Source organism: Caballeronia sp. J97, assembly GCF_905220305.1.
Classification (GTDB): domain Bacteria; phylum Pseudomonadota; class Gammaproteobacteria; order Burkholderiales; family Burkholderiaceae; genus Caballeronia.
Map to the genome: position 1 here is coordinate 91089 of NZ_CAJMZL010000023.1, position 21412 is coordinate 112500.

At 64.6% G+C, this 21412-nt stretch carries 21 protein-coding genes and 1 pseudogene; 11 read left to right on the forward strand and 11 right to left on the reverse strand.

The features are described 5' to 3' along the window. Positions 1–36: 36 nt before the first annotated feature. Positions 37–774 carry an SDR family oxidoreductase gene (locus tag U4Y90_RS25295; RefSeq protein WP_321798666.1) on the forward strand — a complete coding sequence of 246 codons (738 nt, stop codon included), beginning with the start codon at positions 37–39 and terminating at the stop codon, positions 772–774. A 29-nt stretch (positions 775–803) separates the two neighbouring features. On the opposite strand, the gene U4Y90_RS25300 is transcribed toward U4Y90_RS25295, so the two are convergent. The 5 genes from U4Y90_RS25300 to U4Y90_RS25320 all read right to left on the reverse strand — a co-directional run bounded on the left by U4Y90_RS25300 (position 804) and on the right by U4Y90_RS25320 (position 3914). Then, positions 804–1265 carry a lytic transglycosylase domain-containing protein gene (locus U4Y90_RS25300; protein ID WP_321798668.1) on the reverse strand — a complete coding sequence of 154 codons (462 nt, stop codon included), beginning with the start codon at positions 1263–1265 and terminating at the stop codon, positions 804–806. A 36-nt stretch (positions 1266–1301) separates the two neighbouring features. Further along, a complete protein-coding gene (locus tag U4Y90_RS25305; protein ID WP_321798670.1) occupies positions 1302–1652 on the reverse strand; it encodes a hypothetical protein in 351 nt (116 codons plus the stop codon). A gap of 4 nt (positions 1653–1656) precedes the next feature. Beyond that, positions 1657–2046, reverse strand: coding sequence for a hypothetical protein (locus tag U4Y90_RS25310; protein WP_321798672.1), 390 nt, complete (start codon positions 2044–2046; stop codon positions 1657–1659). A gap of 191 nt (positions 2047–2237) precedes the next feature. Continuing rightward, entirely contained in the window at positions 2238–2435 is a 198-nt protein-coding gene (locus U4Y90_RS25315) for a hypothetical protein (RefSeq protein WP_321798674.1), read from the reverse strand. Positions 2436–2489: 54 nt separating this feature from the next. After that, a complete protein-coding gene (locus tag U4Y90_RS25320; RefSeq protein ID WP_321798676.1) occupies positions 2490–3914 on the reverse strand; it encodes an MFS transporter in 1425 nt (474 codons plus the stop codon). Positions 3915–4091: 177 nt separating this feature from the next. Here U4Y90_RS25320 and U4Y90_RS25325 point away from each other — a divergent pair, with 177 nt between their 5' ends. The 3 genes from U4Y90_RS25325 (at position 4092) to gnd (ending at position 8547) form a co-directional block, all read left to right on the forward strand. Next, positions 4092–5144 carry an NADP(H)-dependent aldo-keto reductase gene (locus U4Y90_RS25325; protein WP_321798678.1) on the forward strand — a complete coding sequence of 351 codons (1053 nt, stop codon included), beginning with the start codon at positions 4092–4094 and terminating at the stop codon, positions 5142–5144. Positions 5145–5466: 322 nt separating this feature from the next. After that, complete coding sequence (tkt, locus tag U4Y90_RS25330) at positions 5467–7560, forward strand: transketolase (RefSeq protein WP_321798680.1); 2094 nt, start codon at positions 5467–5469, stop codon at positions 7558–7560. A gap of 6 nt (positions 7561–7566) precedes the next feature. After that, entirely contained in the window at positions 7567–8547 is a 981-nt protein-coding gene (gnd, locus tag U4Y90_RS25335) for a phosphogluconate dehydrogenase (NAD(+)-dependent, decarboxylating) (protein ID WP_321798682.1), read from the forward strand. A 61-nt stretch (positions 8548–8608) separates the two neighbouring features. Here the strand turns inward: gnd and U4Y90_RS25340 are convergent, their stop codons facing one another. Together U4Y90_RS25340 and nodI are read right to left on the reverse strand one after the other, a co-directional pair. Then, the gene (locus tag U4Y90_RS25340) at positions 8609–9454 is read right to left on the reverse strand and encodes an ABC transporter permease (RefSeq protein ID WP_321798683.1); all 846 of its coding nucleotides are present in this window, start codon (positions 9452–9454) and stop codon (positions 8609–8611) included. 4 nt (positions 9455–9458) lie between these two features. Next, complete coding sequence (gene nodI, locus U4Y90_RS25345) at positions 9459–10421, reverse strand: nodulation factor ABC transporter ATP-binding protein NodI (RefSeq protein WP_321798685.1); 963 nt, start codon at positions 10419–10421, stop codon at positions 9459–9461. Between the two features lie 334 nt (positions 10422–10755). Between nodI and U4Y90_RS25350 the strand changes: the two genes are divergently transcribed. After that, a complete protein-coding gene (locus U4Y90_RS25350) occupies positions 10756–11265 on the forward strand; it encodes a universal stress protein (protein WP_321798687.1) in 510 nt (169 codons plus the stop codon). Positions 11266–11283: 18 nt separating this feature from the next. Here U4Y90_RS25350 and U4Y90_RS25355 read toward each other — a convergent pair whose 3' ends face one another. The 3 genes and pseudogenes from U4Y90_RS25355 to lexA all read right to left on the reverse strand — a co-directional run bounded on the left by U4Y90_RS25355 (position 11284) and on the right by lexA (position 13244). Then, a complete protein-coding gene (locus U4Y90_RS25355; protein WP_321798692.1) occupies positions 11284–11886 on the reverse strand; it encodes a DUF2939 domain-containing protein in 603 nt (200 codons plus the stop codon). 102 nt (positions 11887–11988) lie between these two features. Continuing rightward, positions 11989–12315, reverse strand: coding sequence for a hypothetical protein (locus U4Y90_RS25360; protein ID WP_321798693.1), 327 nt, complete (start codon positions 12313–12315; stop codon positions 11989–11991). A gap of 205 nt (positions 12316–12520) precedes the next feature. Further along, positions 12521–13244 (reverse strand): annotated as a pseudogene (gene lexA, locus U4Y90_RS25365) (transcriptional repressor LexA). A gap of 212 nt (positions 13245–13456) precedes the next feature. Between lexA and U4Y90_RS25370 the strand changes: the two are divergent. The 6 genes from U4Y90_RS25370 (at position 13457) to U4Y90_RS25395 (ending at position 19432) form a co-directional block, all read left to right on the forward strand. After that, entirely contained in the window at positions 13457–14491 is a 1035-nt protein-coding gene (locus tag U4Y90_RS25370) for a sulfate ABC transporter substrate-binding protein (RefSeq protein WP_321798694.1), read from the forward strand. Between the two features lie 94 nt (positions 14492–14585). Further along, on the forward strand, positions 14586–15470 hold the full coding sequence (gene cysT, locus U4Y90_RS25375; RefSeq protein WP_321798695.1) for a sulfate ABC transporter permease subunit CysT: 885 nt from the start codon (positions 14586–14588) through the stop codon (positions 15468–15470). Beyond that, entirely contained in the window at positions 15467–16363 is an 897-nt protein-coding gene (gene cysW / locus U4Y90_RS25380; protein ID WP_321798697.1) for a sulfate ABC transporter permease subunit CysW, read from the forward strand. Before cysT ends, cysW begins: the two co-directional genes overlap by 4 nt. 15 nt (positions 16364–16378) lie before the next feature. After that, positions 16379–17437, forward strand: coding sequence for a sulfate ABC transporter ATP-binding protein (locus U4Y90_RS25385; protein WP_321798698.1), 1059 nt, complete (start codon positions 16379–16381; stop codon positions 17435–17437). Between the two features lie 33 nt (positions 17438–17470). Beyond that, the gene (locus U4Y90_RS25390; protein WP_321798699.1) at positions 17471–18397 is read left to right on the forward strand and encodes a CysB family HTH-type transcriptional regulator; all 927 of its coding nucleotides are present in this window, start codon (positions 17471–17473) and stop codon (positions 18395–18397) included. A 42-nt stretch (positions 18398–18439) separates the two neighbouring features. Continuing rightward, entirely contained in the window at positions 18440–19432 is a 993-nt protein-coding gene (locus tag U4Y90_RS25395) for an asparaginase (protein ID WP_321798701.1), read from the forward strand. A 724-nt stretch (positions 19433–20156) separates the two neighbouring features. Here the strand turns inward: U4Y90_RS25395 and U4Y90_RS25400 are convergent. Next, positions 20157–21398 (reverse strand): MFS transporter, encoded by a 1242-nt coding sequence (locus U4Y90_RS25400; RefSeq protein ID WP_321798702.1) that lies wholly within the window; start codon positions 21396–21398, stop codon positions 20157–20159. Positions 21399–21412: the final 14 nt, after the last annotated feature.

Sequence of the window (21412 nt, forward strand, 5' to 3'; positions counted from 1 at the left end):
GACTTCACACTGATCAACGTTCACAAGGAGAACGTCATGAATCGCTTCGAAGGCAAGACAGTTCTGGTTACCGGCGGCAACAGCGGCATCGGTCTCGCGGCGGCGCAGGCATTCGCGGCGGAAGGCGCGCGGGTCGTCATCACGGGCCGCGACGAAAGCGCGCTCGCGACGGCGCGCGCAACGCTCGGCGAGAAGGCCATCGCGCTGCGCAATGTGGCGGGCACGGTCGGCGCGGCGCGCGAACTCGCGCAAGCGCTCGCCGATGCGAACATCCGGCTCGATGCGATCTTCGTCAATGCGGGCGTGGGCACCTTCGCGCCGTTCACGGATATCGACGAGAAAGCGTGGGACGAAACTTTCGCGATCAATGTGAAGGGGCCGTATTTTCAGATTCAGTCGCTCGTGCCGTTGCTGAACGACGGCGCATCGATCGTGCTGAACGGTTCGATCAACGCGCACATCGGCATGCCGATGTCGTCGGTCTATGCGGCGAGCAAGGCGGCGCTGGTGTCGCTCGCGAAGACGCTATCGGCGGAATTGCTGCCGCGCGGCGCGCGCGTGAACGTCGTGAGTCCCGGTCCGGTCTCGACGCCGCTGCACGGCAAGCTCGGCCTTGTCGACGAAGCCGCCGCGCAACTCCAGAGTCAGATTCCGCTCGGCCGCTTCGGCAAGTCGAGCGAAGTGGCGGCGACGGTGCTGCATCTGGCGTCGCCGGAATCGGGCTTCATCGTCGGCACGGAAATCGTGATCGACGGCGGCATGAGCCAGCTCTGAACCCGCTCTGAGCCGGCGGCGGGGCGCGCTCAGCGCATCGTGGGCTGCAGCTCGCCCCAACCGACGAGGATCTGCTGGATGCTGCGCGCGTAGGCATCGCGATATTTGGGCGATTCCGAGTGATACGCGCCGATCGCGCGCCACGTGTTGCCGTACTTCACCATCTTCTGCTTCAAAAGCCACGCGGCGACGAACACGTTGACGCACGGATCGGCGAGCGCGCGATGCGGGATGCCCTGGCGCGCGAGGTCGGAGAAGTGGATCGAATTGATCTGCAACTGGCCGATATCGATCGAGCCGTTGGCGTTGCGATTGATCGCGGCGGCATCGCCTTTCGATTCGCGCCAGGCGACCGCGCGCAGCACGAGCGGATTGACGCCCTGATAGGCGCCGGCCTGTTCGAAACAGTCGTCGGCGTGAGCGCCGCGCGGCGCAAGCGATGCGCTCGCCAGCACGCAGACGGCGAGGGCCGCGTAAATCGGACGGAACATGGAGCGTGCCTCCTTCGGGAATGGAACGCGCGCCGCTTACGGCGCGAGCGCGATGTCGATGCGGCGCTCGACGTCCTTCATGTAGATGCGCGATTCGTCGGACACGACGAGGCGCGGCTCCGGTCCGTTGCATTTGCAATCGACGACGCGGCGCGCTTTTTTGCCTTTCTTGCCGGCGGGCCTGGCGGGCGCGTCGTCTTCGTCGCTGGCCGCCGGCGGCAGCATGGCGAGCGTGGGCAACGGCGGGTAGACCTTCTGGGCGACCGGGCCCAGCGCCGCGAGCGTTTGCACGGACGCGGGCGCGCTCACGTCGAGTGGGCCGGCGATGGCGCTCGCCGAGGGAATCGATATTCCGGCTGCAAGGATCAGGATCGGCATCTGGCGCATCGGGTCAACCTCCCACCATCGGTTTGATGGACACGCTGTACGGCTGGCGCGCGCCGGCGGTCAGGTTTTCAAGACTGAGCCTGACCGTATGCCGGGCGGGGACGCCTTTCCAGATCGCCTGATTGAGATACGGAAAGTCCTGCGCGAGCGCGGTGACGAGAATGGTCGTCGGCTGCTTTTGGGCAGCCGCGAGCGCGCCCGCTTTCGCGAGAATCGCGGTGAGCTGCGGGTCGCGCGCGCCGAGCGCATCGGCGGGAATCTCGAAGCGGATGATCTCGGCCGCCGCGGATGGCTTGTCGGCTTGGGCCGTGCTGGCCGCGGGCATCGGCGCGCAGCCGGTCACGGCGACGGCGACGGCGATGGCAAAAAGTGACGCTGCCCACTTCACTGGCATCTCCTGATTGAGTCATGGCGATATGCGAGTTGTCGGCGCGCGCGGGCGCGACTTGATAGCCGCGCGCAAACGTTTCGCAAATAGCAAGACTTGACTCAGAAGACGTCGATTCGGGAAATCGACTGACGCGGATCAGGGCGATCGACGCCGCGACCTTGCCGACGAGACCGTGAAATGACGCGGCGCGTCGATCAGATGGGCCACCATGCGCCGATGATCGGCTCGGCGTCGAGCGCGCGCAGGAAATCGTCGGCGAAGGCGTCGGCGGCAACCTGTCGCTCGAGTGTGCCTTCGGGGAAATCGTGGGGATTTTTCAGGCCGCGCGCGTGGCGGATGACGGCGACCGTTTCGGTCAGGGCGGCGAGGGCGTCGAGCGTGTGCGAGTTCATATCGCGGATTACGGCACCCGGCGCGAAGGCTTGAGCCCTCGCGTCATAAAACCTTCACGCCTTCGGCTTCCGATGCCCCGACACGAGCGCGCCGGCATCTCTCGCGAGCCCGAACAGATCGAGCACGCCGATGAGTCCGACGAACGCGACGATCAGAAACGCGACGCCGAAATCCTCCGGTCCGATGGAATGCGCATCGTGGCCGTGGAACCATTCGCCGATGCGCAGCGCAATCGCGCCGACCGCCACGCCGATGCCCATCGTCATCTGAAAGAGCGTGCTCGATAGCGCCGACGCGCCGCTCATCTGCGCTTTCGGCACATCCGCGAAGCTGAGCGTGTTGAGCGCCGTGAACTGCAACGAGCGCGACAAGCCGCTCGCGAACAGCACGACGACGATCACGAGTGTCGGCGTCGACGGCGTGAGCAGGCTCATCGCGGCGAGCGAGAGCGCGGCGAGCACGCCATTGACGATCAGCACGGGCCGAAAGCCGAACTGGCGCATCACAGGCGTGGTCACGAGTTTCATCGACAAATTGCCGGCGAACACCGCGAGCGTGAGCAGGCCCGAATCGAACGCGTTCATGCCGAAGCCGACCTGGAACATCAGCGGCAACAGGAACGGCGCCGCGCTGATCGCGATGCGAAAGAGCGACCCGCCGCCCATCGCTACCGCGAAGGTTTTCACCTTCAGCGCCGACAAATCCACCACCGGATGCGCCGCACGCCGCAGATGCCGCCACGACACGAAGCCCGCGACCAGGCCCACCGCGACCAGCACGCCGACGAAGGTCCAGTCCGCGTCGCTGCGGCCGACCAGTTCCATCGCGTACAGCAGGGTCGTGCACGCGATGCCGCAGAGCGCGAAACCGGCCAGGTCGAAGCGCCGCGTCGCGTCCTCGCGTTCGTTGCCGATGTAGCGCAGCGTCAGCACGAGGCCGATCAGACCGAGCGGCACGTTGAGATAGAAGATCCAGCGCCACGACGAATACGTCGTGATGAAGCCGCCGAGCGGCGGGCCGATCACCGGCGCGACGAGCCCGGGCCACGTGATGATCGCAATGGCGCGCATCAGGCCTTCCTTGGGCGTCGCGCGCAGCACGGCGAGGCGTCCGACCGGCACCATCATCGCGCCGCCGATGCCCTGCAGCACGCGCGCGGCGGCGAAGGCCGGCAGGGTCGAGGTCGTCGCGCACAGCACGGACGCCGCCGTGAACACCGCGATCGCGCTCGCGAACACCGTGCGCAAGCCGAAGCGGTCGGCGGCCCAGCCGGAGATCGGGATGAAGACGGCGAGCGTGAGCAGATAAGCCGTGATGCCGAGACTCATGTCGGCGGGATGCACGTTGAAGGAGCGCGCCATCTGCGGCAAGGCGGTGGCGATGATCGTGCCGTCGAGGTTCTCCATGAAGAAGGTCGCCGCGACGAGCATGACGATGAGCGACGAGCCCTTGTTCTCGCGATCGCTTGCGGACGGCATCGATTTACGCTCCTGCATGACTTGTCGGAAGCCTGCCATTCTAGCCGCGAGAGCAGACCTTTCGCGGCTATGGTAGTTTTTGCGATTGCCGCAAAAACCAGCGAGGCAGCATGTCCGACAATGCGCCTACGATGTGCCGACAGCGCGCAAACACCACGCCAACAAGAGGAATGAGCAATGAAGTTTCGGAAACTGGGTGATTCGGGTGTCGACGTCAGCCTGATCGGGCTCGGCACCATGACCTGGGGCGAGCAGAACACCGAAAGCGAAGCGCACGAGCAGATCGACTACGCGCTGTCTCACGGCGTGAACCTGATCGATGCCGCCGAAATGTACCCGGTGCCGCCGCGCCCCGAGACGCAGGGCCGCACCGAGGCCTACATCGGCACGTGGCTCGCGAAGAACCCCGCGAAGCGCGCCGGCATCGTGCTCGCGACGAAGATCGCCGGACCCGCGCGCCAGCCGCACAATCCGCGGCATATCCGTGGCGCGGGCAATCAGTTCGATCGCAAGAACCTGAACGAAGCCATCGACGGCAGCCTGAAGCGCCTGCAAACCGATTACGTCGATCTGTATCAGTTGCACTGGCCCGACCGCAGCACGATGACCTTCGGCCGCCCGAACTATCCGTATCTCGACGACGAGTACACGGTGCCCATCGAGGAAACGCTCGCCGCGCTCGCCGATCTCGTGAAGGAGGGCAAGATCCGCCATGTGGGCGTATCGAACGAAACGCCGTGGGGCGTCGCGCAATTCCTGCGCGCGGCCGAGAAGGCGGGGCTGCCGAAGATCGTCAGCATTCAGAATCCGTACAGCCTCGTGAATCGCACGTATGAACTCGGGCTGTCCGAATTCACGCACAAGGAAGGCGTCGGGCTGCTCGCGTATTCGCCGCTCGCGTTCGGCTGGCTGTCGGGCAAGTACGAGGGCGGGGCGCGACCGGCGGGCGCGCGCATCACGCTGTTCGAGCGCTTTCAGCGTTACAGCAAGCCGCAATCGGTCGCGGCGATCACGGCTTATGTCGAACTGGCGAAGCGCCACGGACTCACGCCGACGCAACTCGCGCTCGCGTTCGTCAACACGCGGCCGTTCACGACGAGCACGCTGATCGGCGCGACGTCGATGCCGCAACTGAAGGAGAACATCGAGAGCGTGAACATCGAACTGTCGGACGAAATTCTGGCCGAAATCGATGCGCTGCACGAACGCCAGCCGAATCCGGCGCCCTGAAATATCCTGTCTGGTCAGGGATTTGTCGAAGAATCGGATGGGCTGGCCGCGAATGTGTCACGATTGACGTTCGCGCGGGCCGGCCTGCCGCCTGAAAATCTTGCCCGAAGGATGTGGCCGTCGCACAGTATCGGCATCCTTTCGTAATACCGCCGTTATGCGTGGAGCGTCTTTCGCCCGGCGCATGCGGCGCACCCCTCGCAACATTCGCAGCACGCGCAGTGCGGTGCCGGCTGCAAGGCACTACACTTGCTCGATGGTCCTGGTTGCCCGCTGCGGCGCCTTTCGCCACAGCGCGCTCTTTGCAAAGGAGTCGTCGCTCATGTCTCAAGCAACACCGCAGGCCACAGACCTCGATCGTCTCACGATCGACACCATCCGCACCCTCTCGATGGACGCCGTGCAAAAGGCCAATTCCGGCCATCCCGGCACGCCGATGGCGCTCGCGCCCGTCGCCTTCCATCTCTGGCAGAACCATCTTCGCTACGATCCCGACGCGCCGCTATGGCCGAATCGGGACCGCTTCGTCCTGTCGGTCGGCCATGCGTCGATGCTGTTGTACTCGCTGCTGCATCTGGCGGGCGTGAAGGAATTCGACGAGGACGGCAAGCCGACCGGCAAGCCCGCGGTGTCGCTCGACGACATCAAGCAGTTTCGCCAGCTCGACAGCAAGACGCCGGGCCATCCGGAATACCGCATGACGACCGGCGTCGAGACGACCACCGGGCCGCTCGGGCAGGGCCTCGGCAACAGCGTCGGCATGGCGATGGCCGCGCGCTGGAAGGAAACCCGCTTCAACAAGGGCAATGACAAGATCTTCGATTACCGCGTCTACGCGCTGTGCGGCGACGGCGACATGATGGAAGGCGTGTCGCACGAAGCGGCGTCGCTCGCGGGGCACCTGCAGCTTTCGAATCTCATCTGGATCTACGACAGCAACACCATCACGATCGAAGGCCATACGGAGCTCGCCTACAGCGACGACGTGGAAGCGCGCTTTCACGGCTACAACTGGCACACGCTGCACGTCGACGACGCCAACGACGGAGCCGCGCTCGAAGCCGCCATCAACAAGGCGAAATCGCACACGGACAAGCCGACGCTGATCGTCGTGAAAAGCATCATCGGCTGGGGCGCGCCGAACAAGCAGAACACGGCGAGCGCGCACGGCGAGGCGCTCGGCGAGGAAGAGGTCAAGCTCGCGAAGAAGTTCTACGGCTGGCCCGAAGACAAACAGTTCTACGTGCCCGACGGCGTGATGCAACATTTCGCCGATGGCATGGGCGCGCGCGGCAAGAAGCAGCATGCCGAGTGGAAGCAGCGCTTCGACGCCTATGAGAAGGCCAATCCCGAACTCGCGAAAGAAGCCTGGCAGATGCTCGAATCGAAGCTTCCCGACAACTGGGACGCCGACATTCCGACCTTCGAGCCGGACGCGAAAGGCCTCGCGACGCGCGATTCGTCCGGCAAGGTGCTGAACGCGATCGCGCCGCGCGTTCCCTGGCTGATCGGGGGTGCGGCGGACCTGTCGCCGTCGACCAAGACGAATCTCAAGTTCGAGGGCGCTGGCAGCTTCGAGCACGACAGCTACGGCGGACGCAACCTGCATTTCGGCATTCGCGAGCACGGCATGGGCGCGGTGTGCAACGGTCTCGCGCTGTCCGGACTGCGTCCGTACGGATCGACCTTCCTGATCTTCAGCGACTACATGAAGCCGCCGATCCGCCTCTCCGCGATCATGGAAGTGCCGGTGATCTACGTGTTCACGCACGATTCGATCGGCGTCGGAGAAGATGGCCCGACGCATCAGCCGATCGAGCAACTGGCCTCCTTGCGCGGCGTGCCCGGCCTTTGCACGCTGCGTCCCGCCGATGCGAACGAAGTCGCCGAAGTGTGGCGTGTCGCGCTGTCGCATTCGAAGGAGCCGTCGTGCATTGTGCTCACGCGCCAGCCGCTGCCGACCTTCGATCGCAAGAAGTACGGATCGGCCGACGGCGTGAAGCACGGCGCCTACGTGCTCGCCGATGCCCCGGGCGGCAAGAAGCCCGAAGTGCTGCTGCTCGCGACGGGCAGCGAGGTGTCGCTGTGCATCGAGGCGTTCGAGAAGCTGACGGCCGAAGGCATCGCGGCGCGCGTCGTGTCGATGCCTTCATGGGACATCTTCGAACAGCAGGATCAGGCGTACAAGGATTCGGTGCTGCCGCCCGACGTGTGTGCGCGCGTGTGCGTCGAGCAGGCCGCGACGCTCGGCTGGGATCGTTATGTCGGCCGTCTCGGATCGCAGATCGTGATGCATACGTTCGGCGCATCCGCGCCATTGAAGGCGCTGAAGACGAAGTTCGGCTTCACGCCCGAAGCGGTCTACGACGCCGCGAAGAAGCAGATCGAACGCGTGAAATCCAACGGGAAGGAGTAAATCACCATGCAGATCGGCATCGTGGGACTGGGGCGCATGGGCGGCAACATCGGGCGGCGCCTGATGCGCGGCGGGCATACGTGCGTCGTGTATGACCACAATCCGCAGGCGACCGAGGCGCTCGCGAGCGAAGGCGCGACGGGCGCGAAGGATCTGGGCGATCTCGTCGCGAAGCTCGCCGCGCCGCGCGTCGTCTGGCTGATGCTGCCCGCGGGCAAGATCACGGAGGATACGCTCAACGATCTGCGCAAGATCCTCGGCCCGGACGACGTGATCATCGACGGCGGCAACAGCTTCTACAAGGACGATATCCGCCGCGCCGCGCAATTGCGCGAGCAGGGCATGCATTACGTGGATGTCGGCACGTCGGGCGGCGTCTGGGGACTGACGCGCGGTTACTGCATGATGATCGGCGGCGAAGAGCCGGTCGTGCGGCGGATCGATCCGATTCTCGCGACGCTCGCCCCCGGTCGCGGCGACATTCCCGCGACGCCGGGACGCGAAGGACGCGATCCGCGCGTCGAGAATGGCTACATGCACTGCGGGCCGGTCGGTTCGGGGCACTTCGTGAAGATGGTGCACAACGGCATCGAATACGGATTGATGCAGGCGTACGCCGAGGGCTTTCACGTGCTCGAGCGCAAGGATTCGACGGAGCTGCCCGAGAACGAGCGCTACTCGCTCGAACTCGCCGATATCGCGGAAGTGTGGCGTCGCGGCAGCGTGGTGTCGTCGTGGCTGCTCGATCTGACCGCGGGCGCGCTCGCGGGCGACGGCTCGCTCGACCGCTATTCGGCCGAAGTGGCGGACAGCGGCGAAGGGCGCTGGACCATCGAGGCGGCGATCGAAGAGGCCGTGCCGGCGCAAGTGCTGTCGGCGGCGCTTTATACGCGCTTTCGCTCGCGCGATGCCGAGTCGTTTCCGGAGCGCATGCTGTCCGCGATGCGCTTCGGCTTCGGCGGGCATCACGAGTTTCCCGCGAAGTAGCGCGCTGTTATACCGACGACGTGACAACGGCGATGGGCTTTCGCGGCTCCATCGCCGTTTTTCATTTCATCATGCGTCGCCTGAAAAGCCATGCGCACAGGAAAAACGGCACGACCGCATACGCGACCAGCACGAGCACGTGCTGCGCGTAGCCGTCGAACGGGCGGCCGAGCATCGCCGGGCGAATCAGTTCGACCGCGTGATACAGCGGCAGAACCTGCGTGACGTGCTGCGCGACCGCGGGCAGTTGGGCGATCGGAAAGAACACGCCGGAAAGCAGCAGCATCGGCGTGAGCGCGAGCGTCTGATAGAACATGAAGAAATCGTAGCTCGGCGCGAGCGCGGTAATGACCATCGCCGTGCTCGCGAACGCGAGCCCCGTCAGCACGATGACGGGCAACGCGATCAGCATCGACGGAAAGCTCGCATAGCCGAGCGCGCCCGCGACGATCATGATCGCGACGCCCGAGAGCACCGACTTGCTCGCGGCCCAGACGATCTCGCCGAGCACGATATCGCCGAGCGTGAGCGGTGTATGCATGATCGCTTCCCAGGTGCGCTGCACGTGCATGCGCGAGAAGCCGGAATACATCGACTCGAAGCTCGCGGACATCATCACGCTCGAGGCCGCCGTGCCCGCCGCGAGAAACGCGATATACGACACCCCGTCGACATGCCCGACCATCAGGCCCAGACCGAGGCCGAGACCGAAGAGATAGATCATCGGGTCGGCGAGATTGCCGATCATCGAGGCGATCGCGAGCTTCTTCCAGACGAGATAGTTGCGCCGCCATACCGACATCCAGTGCGTCGCGTTGGCCGGCAGCGCGCTGGATAGCGGCGTGAAGCTTTCCGCGCGCTTCGGCTCGCGTGATTTGTCGATGCGAGAGCGTTCGAGCGTATCCATTGACTCAGTCCACCATCTCGCGTCCCGTGAGACGCAGAAAAACATCTTCGAGATTCGCCGGACGATGCAGATAGCGCACGTCCGCACGGCCCTTCACGCGCGCATGCACGGGCTGCGGATCGTCGACGTAGCAGAAGAGCGTCTCGCCGCTCACTTCCATGCGCTCGACGAAAGGCGCCAGTTCCGTCGCGAGCGCTTGGGGATCGGTGCCGTAGATCTCGATCACGTCCGATCCGATCACCGATTCGATGAGATCGCGCGGCCGTCCCTCGGCAATCTTGCGGCCTTCCTCGATCACGCACAGGCGATCGCATAGACGTTCGGCTTCCTCCATGAAGTGCGTCGTCAGGAGAATCGTCTTGCCGCGCGCGAGCAGCGAGCGCAGGCGCTCCCAGATCAGATGCCGCGCTTGCGGATCGAGTCCGGTGGTCGGTTCATCCATCACGAGGACATCGGGATCGTTGACGAGCGCGCGCGCGAGCGTGAGACGGCGCTTCATGCCGCCCGACAATTCGCCGACGCGCGCATCGGCCTTGCTCTCCAGCCGCGCGAATTCCAGCAGCGACGGCACGAGCGCATCCATGCGCGCGCCCGTCAGACCGAAGTAGCGGCCGAACACGGTCAGGTTTTCGCGGACGGTGAAATCAGGATCGAGATTGTCGAACTGCGGCACGACGCCTACGCGCTCGCGCGCGAAACGGGCGCGCGCGGGCACCGGCTCGCCGACCAGACGGATCGCGCCGTTATCGGGCGACGTAATGCCGAGCAGCATCTTGAGCGTCGTCGTCTTGCCCGCGCCGTTCGGTCCGAGCAGTCCGAAGCATTCGCCGGGACGCACGTCGAACGAGAGGCCGTCGACGACCGTGCGCTCACCGTAGTGTTTCCTTACTTCGCTGAACTCGATGGCCGGTGCGGACGTTTCATCGGCCGCTCGTGAAGTGCTTTGGTGCAATGTTTGATCAGTCATGCATTCGTGCCGCAAGGAAAGCCGCATGAGGAAGTGCAGCGGGCTAGTGTAATCCATTGCACCAACGCAGCGCCTCGCGTGCAACCGCGCGCAGCGCGTTCGTGTCAAATCCGTGCGCAAGGCGCTGAACCGGTTCCGGCCGAAAGAGCCAGAGCCTTGTCCGCCGGCGCGTTCGGAGTTCTGGCACGGTGCGAGCTAGCGTCTTCGCGCCGGTAAGCGTTTTCCAGCGTTGTCACTCATTGGACGACGCACGATGATGAAGCACCGCCGCGGGTAAATCGCGCTTCGGCTCGCGTCGAACGGAGCGCAGGGCAAGTTGGCCAGGGAGGTCACGATGGATAGCTACCGAAAGATCCTGCTGTGCTACGACGGCTCCAGAGAGGGCCGTAAGGCCTTGCGTCAGGGCGCGAATCTCGCGCTCGATCTGAATGCGGAGACGCACGTGCTCGCGGTGGTGGATATGCGCTCGAGCATCGCGCAGAGCGCCGGACTGCTAACCGATATGGCATGCGGACGCTTCGAAGAGGCCGCGCGCGATATCTTGCAGGAAGGCGTCGAATGGCTGCGCGAGCGGGGTCTTCAGGCGCAGGGTCACTTTGCGTTCGGGCATCCGATCGACGAGATCGCGGCGCTCGCGGAGAGCCTTCAGGTCGATCTCGTCGTCGTGGGACATCGCTGTCGCAGCGGTCTCGCGCGCTGGTGGATGGGCGCGGGCAATACGCCGCTGCTCGATCGCGTGAAGTGCAGCATTCTGGTGGCCGTGTGCCAGGCGGGCGAATCCGCCGAGGCCGAAGACGAAGCGGCGCACGCAGCGAAGCCGGTCAAGGCCGAAGCCGGCGCGTGAACATGGACGCCTCGCGCGTCACCCGTTGAGATCGACCGCGACGAGCTTCCATGACACGAGCCCGTCGCGGTGGAAGATCGCGGAGTAATGCGCATCGCCGGCGCCGTGCTGATACGTGACGACGAACGTGTTCAGGCCGCGATAACCCGCCGTGGTTTGCGGTGGCTCTTTCGGCGGCGGCTGCTGCGCGGTCGTGACGTCGGAGGCAGGCCCATTCGCCGGACCCGCCGCCGAGCCATTGCCGGCCTGTGGCGGACGCTCTCCCGGATCGCCGCGCGGCGGAATGCCGTTCAGAATCGCCGCAACGCCGTCCGGTGTCGCATAGGAATCCACCAGGGGACCGACAAGCGCCGCGCCGATCATCGCACCGATGATCGCGAGCGGGTTGCCGCTCTTCTGGATATCCACGCGGCGCGTGAGCAGCGCCGCGACCTGTTCCTTCAGGCTCGCGCGCAGCGCCGGAAAATCGACGTATTGGTTGACGGTCTGCGCGTCGCGCGCATCGGCTGCGCGCTTCACGCGGTTCAGCACGATGTAAGGGGACGCGTAGATGAAACCGAGCGCGGCGACGAGAATCAAAACGACGAGCGCGGTCGTGACAGAGCGGGTAGTACGGGACATGCGACGGACAGACCTCTTTCTTGCAAGACGTGAATCAAGCATTGACCGCGCGCGAGCCGGATATATCCCGTAAATTCCGGTTTCGCGTGCGGTCTGCCCGATTCAGGCGAGAATCCCGCCCGCGAGCCCTGCATTCTCCTCGGCGATGCAACGGTCGATCATGCGCGAGACTTCGTCGATCTTGCCCACCAGAATCACGCGCGATTGCCCGCGATACACCCGCACCGGCGCGCGCTGCGCGGGCTCCGCGTGCACCGTGCTGCTCAGCGATACGCGCGCGAAAGCCGGCTGACGCGACGGCAGCGCGGGCATTTCGTCGAAGAGATCGGGCGTGGTTTCGGCGCGCGGCATGCCGCACGCGATCAGCGTGCGCAGATGGCGCAGGCGGCCGAATTGACGGAAGGGCAGCAGACGGGCAAAACGTTCCATGTTGACTCTCCAGACGATAGGACGCACCGCGGCGCACCGCGCACGGCGGCCGTCATGCTTGTTGTGTTTGAGACGCCCTGTCTGAGCGTCAAAAGCGGTTGGTGAGGCTATCTTGCGATGTCAACGAGACATTTCTTGTCCCGTTGCGAAAGCGAATCAGAAATTTGCTTTGACTCTCGCTGCTCATCCGTGACGAGGGCGGACGTCAGAACTCGCCCGAGCGGATCAACCCGACCGCAATGCCTTCGAGCGCGAAATCGCTGCTGCCGGAGCGCACGAAGATGTTTTCATAGTCCGGATTCTCGGCGATCAGCTCGACGCCGTCGGACCGGCGCTTCCATCGCTTGACCGTGACGTCGTCGCCCAGGCGCGCGACCACGATCTGTCCGTCCTTCGCTTCACTGCGCTTCTGCACGGCGAGCAGGTCGCCGTCGAGAATGCCCGCGTCGCGCATCGACAAGCCGCGCACCTTCAACAGATAGTCCGGCTTGCTGGAAAAGAGCGCGGGATCGCACGCGTAGTGCTGCGAGATGTGCTCTTGCGCAAGGATCGGGCTACCCGCCGCGACGCGGCCGACGAGCGGCAGCGACAGTTGCATGATGCTCTGGTGCGGCAGCGTGAACTGGTGCGGCAATTCCTCCGAACGATCGATGCGCGATGCGTCGCCAAGCAGCCTGATTCCGCGCGACGAGCCCGCCGCCAGTTCGATCACGCCCTTGCGCGCCAGCGCCCGAAGGTGTTCCTCGGCGGAATTCGCGGAGCTGAAGCCGAGTTCCGCGGCGATCTCGGCGCGCGTTGGCGGAAAGCCGGTGCGGTCGATCGCGCGCTGGATGAGTTCGAACACCTGCTGTTGCCGCGCGGTAAGTTTTGATGTCTTGGTCACTGGCTCGGGCCCCTGATGCACTGTATGAATGGACAGGTGACTGTATTTTTATACAGTATTTCGAGCTTTTCAAGCTTTACTTTAAGTTCGTCCCCGCCACGCCGCCGAACCCTCGGTTTGCGACCGCCGGCGCTTTTTCCGCTAGGGAATATCGTTCTTAGCAGTTTTACGTATAAAAAAGTGAAGAACGATTATTTCTAATCATATAGACGGCTCGATAGACTGATTCCGTCAATTCGATAAGACGGAGAACGGGGAATGCAAAGCATCACATGGGGATTGGGCAAGGGCGCGCGGCGCCTGCTCGCGGCGGCGGCGCTGACGGCGGCGAGCTTCGGCGTGACCGCGTCGGCCTACGCGCAGGCGTCGTTTCTGAACGTTTCGTACGACCCGACCCGCGAGCTGTATCAGGACTTCAATCAGGCGTTCGCGAAGAAGTGGAAGGCCGAGACCGGCGAAGCGGTGACCTTCAAGCAGTCTCACGGCGGCTCGGGCGGCCAGGCTCGCGCCGTGCTCGATGGCTTGCAGGCCGATGTCGTCACCCTCGCGCTCGCCTACGACATCGACGCGCTCGCGTCCAAGGGACTCGTAGGCGCGGACTGGCAGAAGCGCCTTCCCGACAATGCATCGCCCTACACGTCGACGATCGTGTTTCTCGTGCGCAAGGGCAATCCGAAGCACATCAGGGACTGGGACGATCTGACCAGGCCGGGCGTGTCGATCGTCACGCCGAACCCGAAGACATCGGGTGGCGCGCGCTGGAACTACCTTGCGGCGTGGGCCTACGCGCAGCACAAGCCGGGCGGCAACGAGCAGACCGCGAAAGACTTCGTGACCAGGCTGTACAAGAACGCCGGCGTGCTCGATTCCGGCGCGCGGGGCGCGACGACCAGCTTCGTGCAGCGCGGCCAGGGCGACGTGCTGATCGCGTGGGAGAACGAGGCGTTCCTTTCGCTGAAGGAATTCGGGCCGGACAAGTTCGAGATCGTGGTGCCGTCGGTGAGCATTCTCGCGGAGCCGCCGGTCGCCGTGGTCGACAAGGTCGTCGACAAGCACGGCACGCGCAAGCTCGCCGAAGCGTATCTCAAGTATCTGTACAGCGATGAAGGGCAGCAGATCGCCGCGCGCAACTTCTATCGTCCGCGCTCGGACAAGGTGCCTGCCGAACTCACGAAGCAGTTTCCGAAGCTGAAGCTTTACACCATCGACGACACGTTCGGCGGCTGGACGAAGGCGCAGAAGACGCACTTCGCGGACGGCGGCGTGTTCGATTCGATCTATCAACCGCAGTAAGCGAAAAAAAGCGGACGACGCGGCGCGCCAATGACGCCGCGCGACCGAAGCAGCAACACGCGCCGACCCCGCGCGCAAACAGGATGATTCAAGGATGACGACCCTCACATTCAAGAAGCCGAGCGCGCTGCCCGGGTTCGGCCTGACGCTCGGCATCACGGTGGCTTATCTGAGCCTCGTGGTGCTGATTCCGCTTGCCGCGACCTTCGCGAAGACCGCGACGCTCGACTGGACGCAGTTCGTTCGCGCGGTCACGTCGCCGCGTGTGCTCGCGTCGTATCGGCTCACGTTCGGCGCGGCGCTGGGCGGCGCCCTCATCAACGCGGTGTTCGGTTTTCTCGTCGCGTGGGTGCTCGTGCGCTACACGTTTCCGTTCAAGCGCATCGTCGATGCGATCGTCGATCTGCCGTTCGCGCTGCCGACGTCGGTCGCCGGCATCTCGCTCGCCGCGGTCTATGCCGGCAACGGATGGATCGGACAATTTCTCGCGCCGCTCGGCATCAAGGTCGCGTTCACGCCGCTGGGCGTGCTCGTCGCGCTGACGTTCATCGGCTTGCCGTTCGTCGTGCGCACGGTGCAGCCCGTGCTGGAAGACTTCGAGCGCGAGCAGGAAGAAGCCGCCGCATGCCTCGGCGCGACACGCTGGCTCACGTTTCGACGCGTCGTGCTGCCTTCGCTCTTTCCCGCGCTGCTGACGGGTTTCGCGCTCGCGTTCGCGCGTGCGCTCGGCGAGTACGGCTCGGTGATCTTCATCGCCGGCAACGTGCCGATGAAGTCCGAGATCACGTCGCTGCTCATCATCACCAAGCTCGAACAGTACGACTATGCCGGCGCGACCGCGCTCGCCGTCGTGATGCTGTGCATCTCTTTCCTGATGCTGCTCTTCATCAACACGCTGCAGTGGTTCCTGCAAAGGCGCACCAGCAGAACGGGCGCGGCGCCGGTCAACGTCGCGGTGGCAGCGGGAGAAACGGCATGAGCAAGGTGCTTCCGTTGCAAACGACGAACCGGCGCGAGACGCACAGCCTCAATCCCGTCACCGAGCCGCGCGCCGTGCGCTGGCTGCTGACCGGCATCGCGCTCGCGTTTCTCGCGTTCTTTCTCGTGGTGCCGCTCGTCGCGGTGTTCGTGCAGGCGTTCGCCAAAGGCATCGACTATTACTTCGAGTCGTTGAAGGATCCCGACGCGTGGTCCGCGATCAAGCTCACGCTGATCACCGCCGCGATCGCCGTGCCGCTCAATGTCGTGTTCGGACTGGCGGCGTCGTGGGCGATCGCGAAGTTCGAGTTTCGCGGCAAGGCGCTCCTCACGACGCTCATCGATCTGCCGTTTTCGGTGTCGCCGGTGATCTCGGGTCTCGTCTACGTGCTGATGTTCGGCGCGCAGGGCTGGTTCGGCCCGTGGCTCGCCGCGCACGACGTGCAGATCATCTTCGCGGTGCCCGGCATCGTGCTCGCGACGATCTTCGTCACGTTCCCGTTCGTCGCGCGCGAGCTGATTCCGCTGATGCAGGCGCAAGGCAACGACGAAGAGGAGGCGGCGCACGTGCTCGGCGCATCGGGCTGGCAGATTTTCCGGCGCGTGACGCTGCCCAACGTGAAGTGGGGCCTGCTCTACGGCGTGATTCTCTGCAACGCGCGCGCGATGGGCGAGTTCGGCGCGGTGTCGGTGGTGTCGGGCCACATTCGCGGACAGACCGACACGATGCCGCTGCACGTCGAAATTCTCTACAACGAATACAACTTCTCGGCCGCGTTCGCGGTGGCGTCGCTGCTCGCGCTGCTCGCGCTCGTGACGCTCGCGCTCAAGCTCCTCGCGGAGCGGCGCATGTCGCAAGCCGTCACCGAAGCCAAAGCCACCGCCCAGAATTGAGAGGCCGATAACATCATGAGCATCATCGTTCGCAATCTGCAAAAGCGCTTCGGCGATTTCACCGCGCTCGACAACGTCACGCTCGATTTCCCCGCGGGCGAGCTCGTCGCGCTGCTCGGACCTTCGGGCTGCGGCAAGACCACGCTGCTGCGCATGATCGCGGGCCTCGAATTCGCCGACGCGGGACAAGTCGTGCTGCACGGCGAAGATGTCGCGGCGGTCGGCGCGCGCGAGCGGCAGGTCGGTTTCGTGTTCCAGCATTACGCGCTGTTCCGGCACATGACCGTGTTCGAGAACGTCGCGTTCGGCCTGCGCGTGAAGCCGCGCCGCGAGCGTCCGAGCGAAGCCGCGATCCGCGAGAAGGTGCACGAACTGCTCAAGCTCGTGCAGCTCGACTGGCTCGCGGAACGTTTTCCGTCGGAGCTCTCGGGCGGACAGCGGCAGCGCATCGCGCTGGCGCGCGCGCTCGCCGTCGAGCCGAAAGTGCTCCTGCTCGACGAGCCGTTCGGCGCGCTCGATGCCAAGGTGCGCAAGGAACTGCGCAGCTGGCTGCGCCGCCTGCACGACGATCTGCATATCTCGACGCTCTTCGTCACGCACGACCAGGAAGAGGCGCTCGAAGTGGCGGACCGCATCGTCGTGATGAATCACGGGCGGGTGGAGCAGGTCGGCAGCCCGCAAGACGTGTACGATCATCCGAGAACGTCGTTCGTCTACGAGTTTCTCGGCGCGGCCAACCGGCTGCAGGGCGAGGTCGACGCGAACGGCTTCATCGCGGATGGCGCAACGAGCCCGATCGCGGCGCAGGCGCATTTCAGCGGCCGGGCGCTCGCGTATGTGCGGCCGCACGATCTCGCGCTCTATCCCGCCGACGGCGCGCATCGCGATGGCATCGTGGTGGGCGTGCGGCGTGTCGTGACGCTGGGCGGCTCGGTGCGCGTGGAGCTCGAAGGCCGTGCGGGCGGCGTGATCGAGGCGGAACTGGATCGCGAGGCATGGCGCGCGCTCAAGCTCGATATCGGCGATGGCGTGACAGCCGTGCCGCGTGCGCTACGCGTCTTCCCGGCACAATGAACTAGAAAAAAATAGCATCACGGAGAGGCTTACATGAATTTCCAGCAATTGCGCTTCGTGCGCGAGGCCGTGCGTCAGAACATGAATCTGACCGAGGTCGCCAATGTGCTGTATACGTCGCAATCGGGCGTATCGAAGCAGATCAAGGATCTCGAGGACGAGCTCGGCGTCGATATCTTCATCCGCCGCGGCAAGCGTCTCACCGGACTCACGGAGCCGGGCAAGGAGGTGCATCAGCTGATCGAGCGCATGCTGCTCGATGCCGAGAATCTGCGGCGCGTCGCGCGCCAGTTCGCGGATCAGGACAACGGCCATCTCGTCGTCGCGACGACGCACACGCAGGCGCGCTACGCGCTGCCGAAGGTCATTCGCCAGTTCACCGAGGTGTTCCCGAAGGTGCATCTCGCGCTGCGTCAAGGGAGCCCGCAGCAGATCGCGCAGATGATCATCAACGGCGAAGCGGATATCGGCATTTCGACCGAAGCGCTGGACCGTTATCCGGACATCGTCACGTTCCCGTGCTATTCGTGGCATCACACGGTCGTGGTGCCGAAGGATCATCCGCTTGTCGGGCGCGAGAACATCACGCTCGAGCAGATCGCCGAATATCCGATCGTCACCTACGATCAGGACTTCACCGGCCGCTCGCACGTCGACCAGGCGTTCGCGAGCGCCGGCGCGATTCCCGATATCGTGCTGACCGCGATCGACGCCGACGTGATCAAGACCTATGTGGAACTGGGCATGGGCATCGGCATCGTGGCGGCGATGGCTTATGACGCGAAGCGCGACACCGAGCTCGTCGCGCTCGATACGCAGCACCTGTTCGAAGCGAGCACGACGCGTGTCGGCCTGCGCAAGGGCGCATTCCTGCGAGCGTATGCGTACCGGCTGATCGAGATGTTCGCGCCGCAACTCGACGAGGCGCAGATCGCGGCTCAGCTTCGCGAAGCGGCTTGATTCCGGCGTGATTCACATGCCGGCTGATTTACAATCGCCGGCATGACTACTTCCACTCTACCTCGCATCGCGGTGCTGGCAACGGGCGGCACCATCGCCGGATCGGCGGGCGATGCATCGAAGACGGCGGGCTACAAGGCGGGCGTCGTCGGCGTCGACAAATTGCTCGATGCCGTGCCCGCGCTCGCTTCTGTCGCGCGCATTCACGCGGAACAGATCGCGAGCATCGACAGCAAGGACATGAGCGCCGCGCTGTGGACGCGACTCGCGAGACGTATCGATGAACTGCTCGCGCAGGACGATATCGATGGCGTCGTTGTCACGCACGGCACCGATACGCTCGAAGAAACCGCGTACCTGCTGCATCTCACCGTGAAAAGCGCAAAGCCTGTCGTGCTGACGGCGGCGATGCGCCCGTCGACCGCGCTGTCCGCAGATGGTCCCTTGAATCTGCTCAACGCGGTGACCGTCGCAGGGTCGAAGGACGCGGCGGGCAAGGGCGTGCTCGTCGCGTTCAACAATCAGATCCACAGCGCGCGCGATGTCACCAAGACGAGCACCTACGCCGTCGATGCGTTCCGCTCGCCCGAGACCGGCGCGCTCGGCTTCGTGCAGGACGGACGGGTCGAGTTTCAGCGCACGGTCGTGCGTCCGCATACCACGGCGAGCGAATTCTCCGTGACGGAGCAATGGCCGATGGTCGAGATCGTCGCGAGCTACGCGGATGCGTCGCGCGTCGTGGTCGATGCGCTCGTCGCCGCGGGCGTGAAGGGCATCGTCGTGGCGGGCACGGGCAACGGCTCGATGCACGCAACGCTGACGCAGGCGCTCGCCGATGCGGTGAAGCAAGGCGTGGCGGTGGTGCGCGCGTCGCGCGTGGGTTCGGGGCATGTGATGCGCAACGGCGCCGCGAACGACGATGCGCTGGGTACGGTCAGCGCCGGGACGCTTAATCCCTATAAGGCGCGGGTGTTGCTTATGCTGGCGCTGGCTTCACAGGTGAGGGATATGCAGCGCGTGTTCGATTTGTATTGAGTTTGTGGCGGGCTTTGTGGTTGGTTGTGCGGTTGGTCGGTCGTGGAATCTGTTTTCGCGTCGGTCTACTGGCGTTGCCCCTGTGCGGGGCGGCAGTCACTTTCTTTGCTGCTGCAAAGAAAGTAACCAAAGAAAGCAGCTTCTCCCATCCAAAGTACTTCACACCGGCCGCGGCACAGGCGATTGGCTGAATGGTCCGCCTGTAGCAAGTGTCCCCGCAAGCAGAACAGGGCTTGGATCGCGCACGGTCTGTCACCTCGCGCCGCGATGTTTGCTGGTGCAGCACGAAATAGCTCCGGCCCGCTTCGCGGCCGACCGGTTCATCGGGGATGCGCGTGCTTTCTTGCTGACGCTTCCATCTCACTGCAACTGCTTAAGGTTGGTTTCCCTTGTAGGCCCGGCGGCAGCGCGTAGCGCTGTGCCGAAACCATTTTGTGCTGAACCAGCGCCCTCAAATTACTAACTTGTCAGACCGTGCGCGAGCCAAGCCGTGTTCTGCTTGCGGGGGCACTCGCTACTGCCGTCCCATTCAGCCAATCGCCTGTGCCGCGGCCGGTGTGGAGTACTTTGGATGGGAGAAGCTGCTTTCTTTGGTTACTTTCTTTGCAGCAGCAAAGAAAGTGACTGCCGCCCCGCACAGGGGCAGTGCCAATAGACCGACACGAAATCGGGACCCGGCGAAAACCCACGCGAAACAAGCGAAGCAAGACAGGCAACAGCCCCGTTAAACCTCCACCGACGGTTCAGTCCCTTCCTCCTTCACCCCATGCTCGGTCCGCGTCTCCGGCATCGCGAGCCACACCATCAACACCGCGAGCGCCCCGGCCCCGGCAAGCCCGAAGAAGCTCATCGCAGTGCCGAACCGATCCGCGGCAAAGCCCGCCGCAGCAGTCGAAAGCGTCGCCCCGACGCCCGCAGCAAGCCCGAAGAACCCGATCGTCAGGTTGTAATGCCCGCGCCCGCCCGCGACATCCGCCGCGATGAGCGGCAGCATCACGCCGAACACCGCCGCGCTGATGCCATCGAGCATCTGCACCGGCACGAGCAGATACGGACTGCTCACACCCGCGAACAGGATCGCGCGTATCGGCAGCGCGCAAAACCCGAGAATCAACACCGGCCGGCGTCCCCACTTCTGCGCCTGCCGCCCGACCCAAGGCGACAACGCCGCGACGATGAACTGCGGCACGATGATGCACGCCGCGATCACCAGTTGAACGTTGTCGCCCATGTGCGCGGTGACTTCGCCGGCGGCGAGATTGAGCATCGCCGCGTTCGACAAGTGAAAGAGCACCACGCATGCCGCAAATATCAGCAGGCGCTTGTCCTTCAGCAACTCGCGCAACGATTCGCGCTCTTCGCCCTCGGGCGTGAGTTTCGGCTTGCCGGACGGCGCGCGCGGCACGACGGGCGGCGCATCGTAATGAATCATGCGCAGCGCGACGATCGCCGGCAATGCAAGGGCGGCCGTCAGGAAGAACACCGAGCGCAGCGACAAATACTCGCCGAACGCGCCCATCAACGCCGCGGTCAGCGCGCTGCCGATGGACGCCCAGCGCGCATTGCGGCCGAGCCGGTCGCCGAGATCGGCGCGGGAGACGAGCGCGAGCGAAATCGCCGCCATCGCCGGGACGAGCATGCAGCTCGCGAAGCCATGCAGCACTTCGGCCGCAAACACCGGGACGAACGTCGGGCTCGCGGCGAGCAACAGCGCACTCACGATGATCGCGACGATCGCGGAGAGCGCGGCGAACTTCTTGTTGCGCATCGCATCGACGAGCGCGCCTGCCGGCAACTGGCTCGCCATCGCGCTGATCGTGCCGACGGAAAGCATCAGGCCGATCTCGCCCTGCGTCCACTTGTTGGCCGCGAGGTACGAAGCAATGAAAGGGCCGAAGCCGGTCTGCACGTTGGCGACGAAGAAGTTCAGCCAGTCGAGCGCGCGCAGACTGCGTGCAATTACCATGTTGTGAATCGATT

Bases quoted from the DNA above. Each gene is read 5' to 3' on its own strand.
- U4Y90_RS25325 (WP_321798678.1), top strand. From the start codon at position 4,092: ATGAAGTTTCGGAAACTGGGTGATTCGGGTGTCGACGTCAGCCTGATC.
- U4Y90_RS25320 (WP_321798676.1), bottom strand. From the start codon at position 3,914: ATGCCGTCCGCAAGCGATCGCGAGAACAAGGGCTCGTCGCTCATCGTC.
- U4Y90_RS25295 (WP_321798666.1), top strand. From the start codon at position 37: ATGAATCGCTTCGAAGGCAAGACAGTTCTGGTTACCGGCGGCAACAGC.
- U4Y90_RS25395 (WP_321798701.1), top strand. From the start codon at position 18,440: ATGACTACTTCCACTCTACCTCGCATCGCGGTGCTGGCAACGGGCGGC.
- tkt (WP_321798680.1), top strand. From the start codon at position 5,467: ATGTCTCAAGCAACACCGCAGGCCACAGACCTCGATCGTCTCACGATC.
- U4Y90_RS25305 (WP_321798670.1), bottom strand. From the start codon at position 1,652: ATGCGCCAGATGCCGATCCTGATCCTTGCAGCCGGAATATCGATTCCC.
- U4Y90_RS25390 (WP_321798699.1), top strand. From the start codon at position 17,471: ATGAATTTCCAGCAATTGCGCTTCGTGCGCGAGGCCGTGCGTCAGAAC.
- U4Y90_RS25360 (WP_321798693.1), bottom strand. From the start codon at position 12,315: ATGGAACGTTTTGCCCGTCTGCTGCCCTTCCGTCAATTCGGCCGCCTG.
- cysW (WP_321798697.1), top strand. From the start codon at position 15,467: ATGAGCAAGGTGCTTCCGTTGCAAACGACGAACCGGCGCGAGACGCAC.
- gnd (WP_321798682.1), top strand. From the start codon at position 7,567: ATGCAGATCGGCATCGTGGGACTGGGGCGCATGGGCGGCAACATCGGG.
- nodI (WP_321798685.1), bottom strand. From the start codon at position 10,421: ATGACTGATCAAACATTGCACCAAAGCACTTCACGAGCGGCCGATGAA.
- U4Y90_RS25310 (WP_321798672.1), bottom strand. From the start codon at position 2,046: ATGCCAGTGAAGTGGGCAGCGTCACTTTTTGCCATCGCCGTCGCCGTC.
- cysT (WP_321798695.1), top strand. From the start codon at position 14,586: ATGACGACCCTCACATTCAAGAAGCCGAGCGCGCTGCCCGGGTTCGGC.
- U4Y90_RS25350 (WP_321798687.1), top strand. From the start codon at position 10,756: ATGGATAGCTACCGAAAGATCCTGCTGTGCTACGACGGCTCCAGAGAG.
- U4Y90_RS25300 (WP_321798668.1), bottom strand. From the start codon at position 1,265: ATGTTCCGTCCGATTTACGCGGCCCTCGCCGTCTGCGTGCTGGCGAGC.
- U4Y90_RS25370 (WP_321798694.1), top strand. From the start codon at position 13,457: ATGCAAAGCATCACATGGGGATTGGGCAAGGGCGCGCGGCGCCTGCTC.
- U4Y90_RS25400 (WP_321798702.1), bottom strand. From the start codon at position 21,398: ATGGTAATTGCACGCAGTCTGCGCGCGCTCGACTGGCTGAACTTCTTC.
- U4Y90_RS25315 (WP_321798674.1), bottom strand. From the start codon at position 2,435: ATGAACTCGCACACGCTCGACGCCCTCGCCGCCCTGACCGAAACGGTC.
- U4Y90_RS25355 (WP_321798692.1), bottom strand. From the start codon at position 11,886: ATGTCCCGTACTACCCGCTCTGTCACGACCGCGCTCGTCGTTTTGATT.
- U4Y90_RS25340 (WP_321798683.1), bottom strand. From the start codon at position 9,454: ATGGATACGCTCGAACGCTCTCGCATCGACAAATCACGCGAGCCGAAG.
- U4Y90_RS25385 (WP_321798698.1), top strand. From the start codon at position 16,379: ATGAGCATCATCGTTCGCAATCTGCAAAAGCGCTTCGGCGATTTCACC.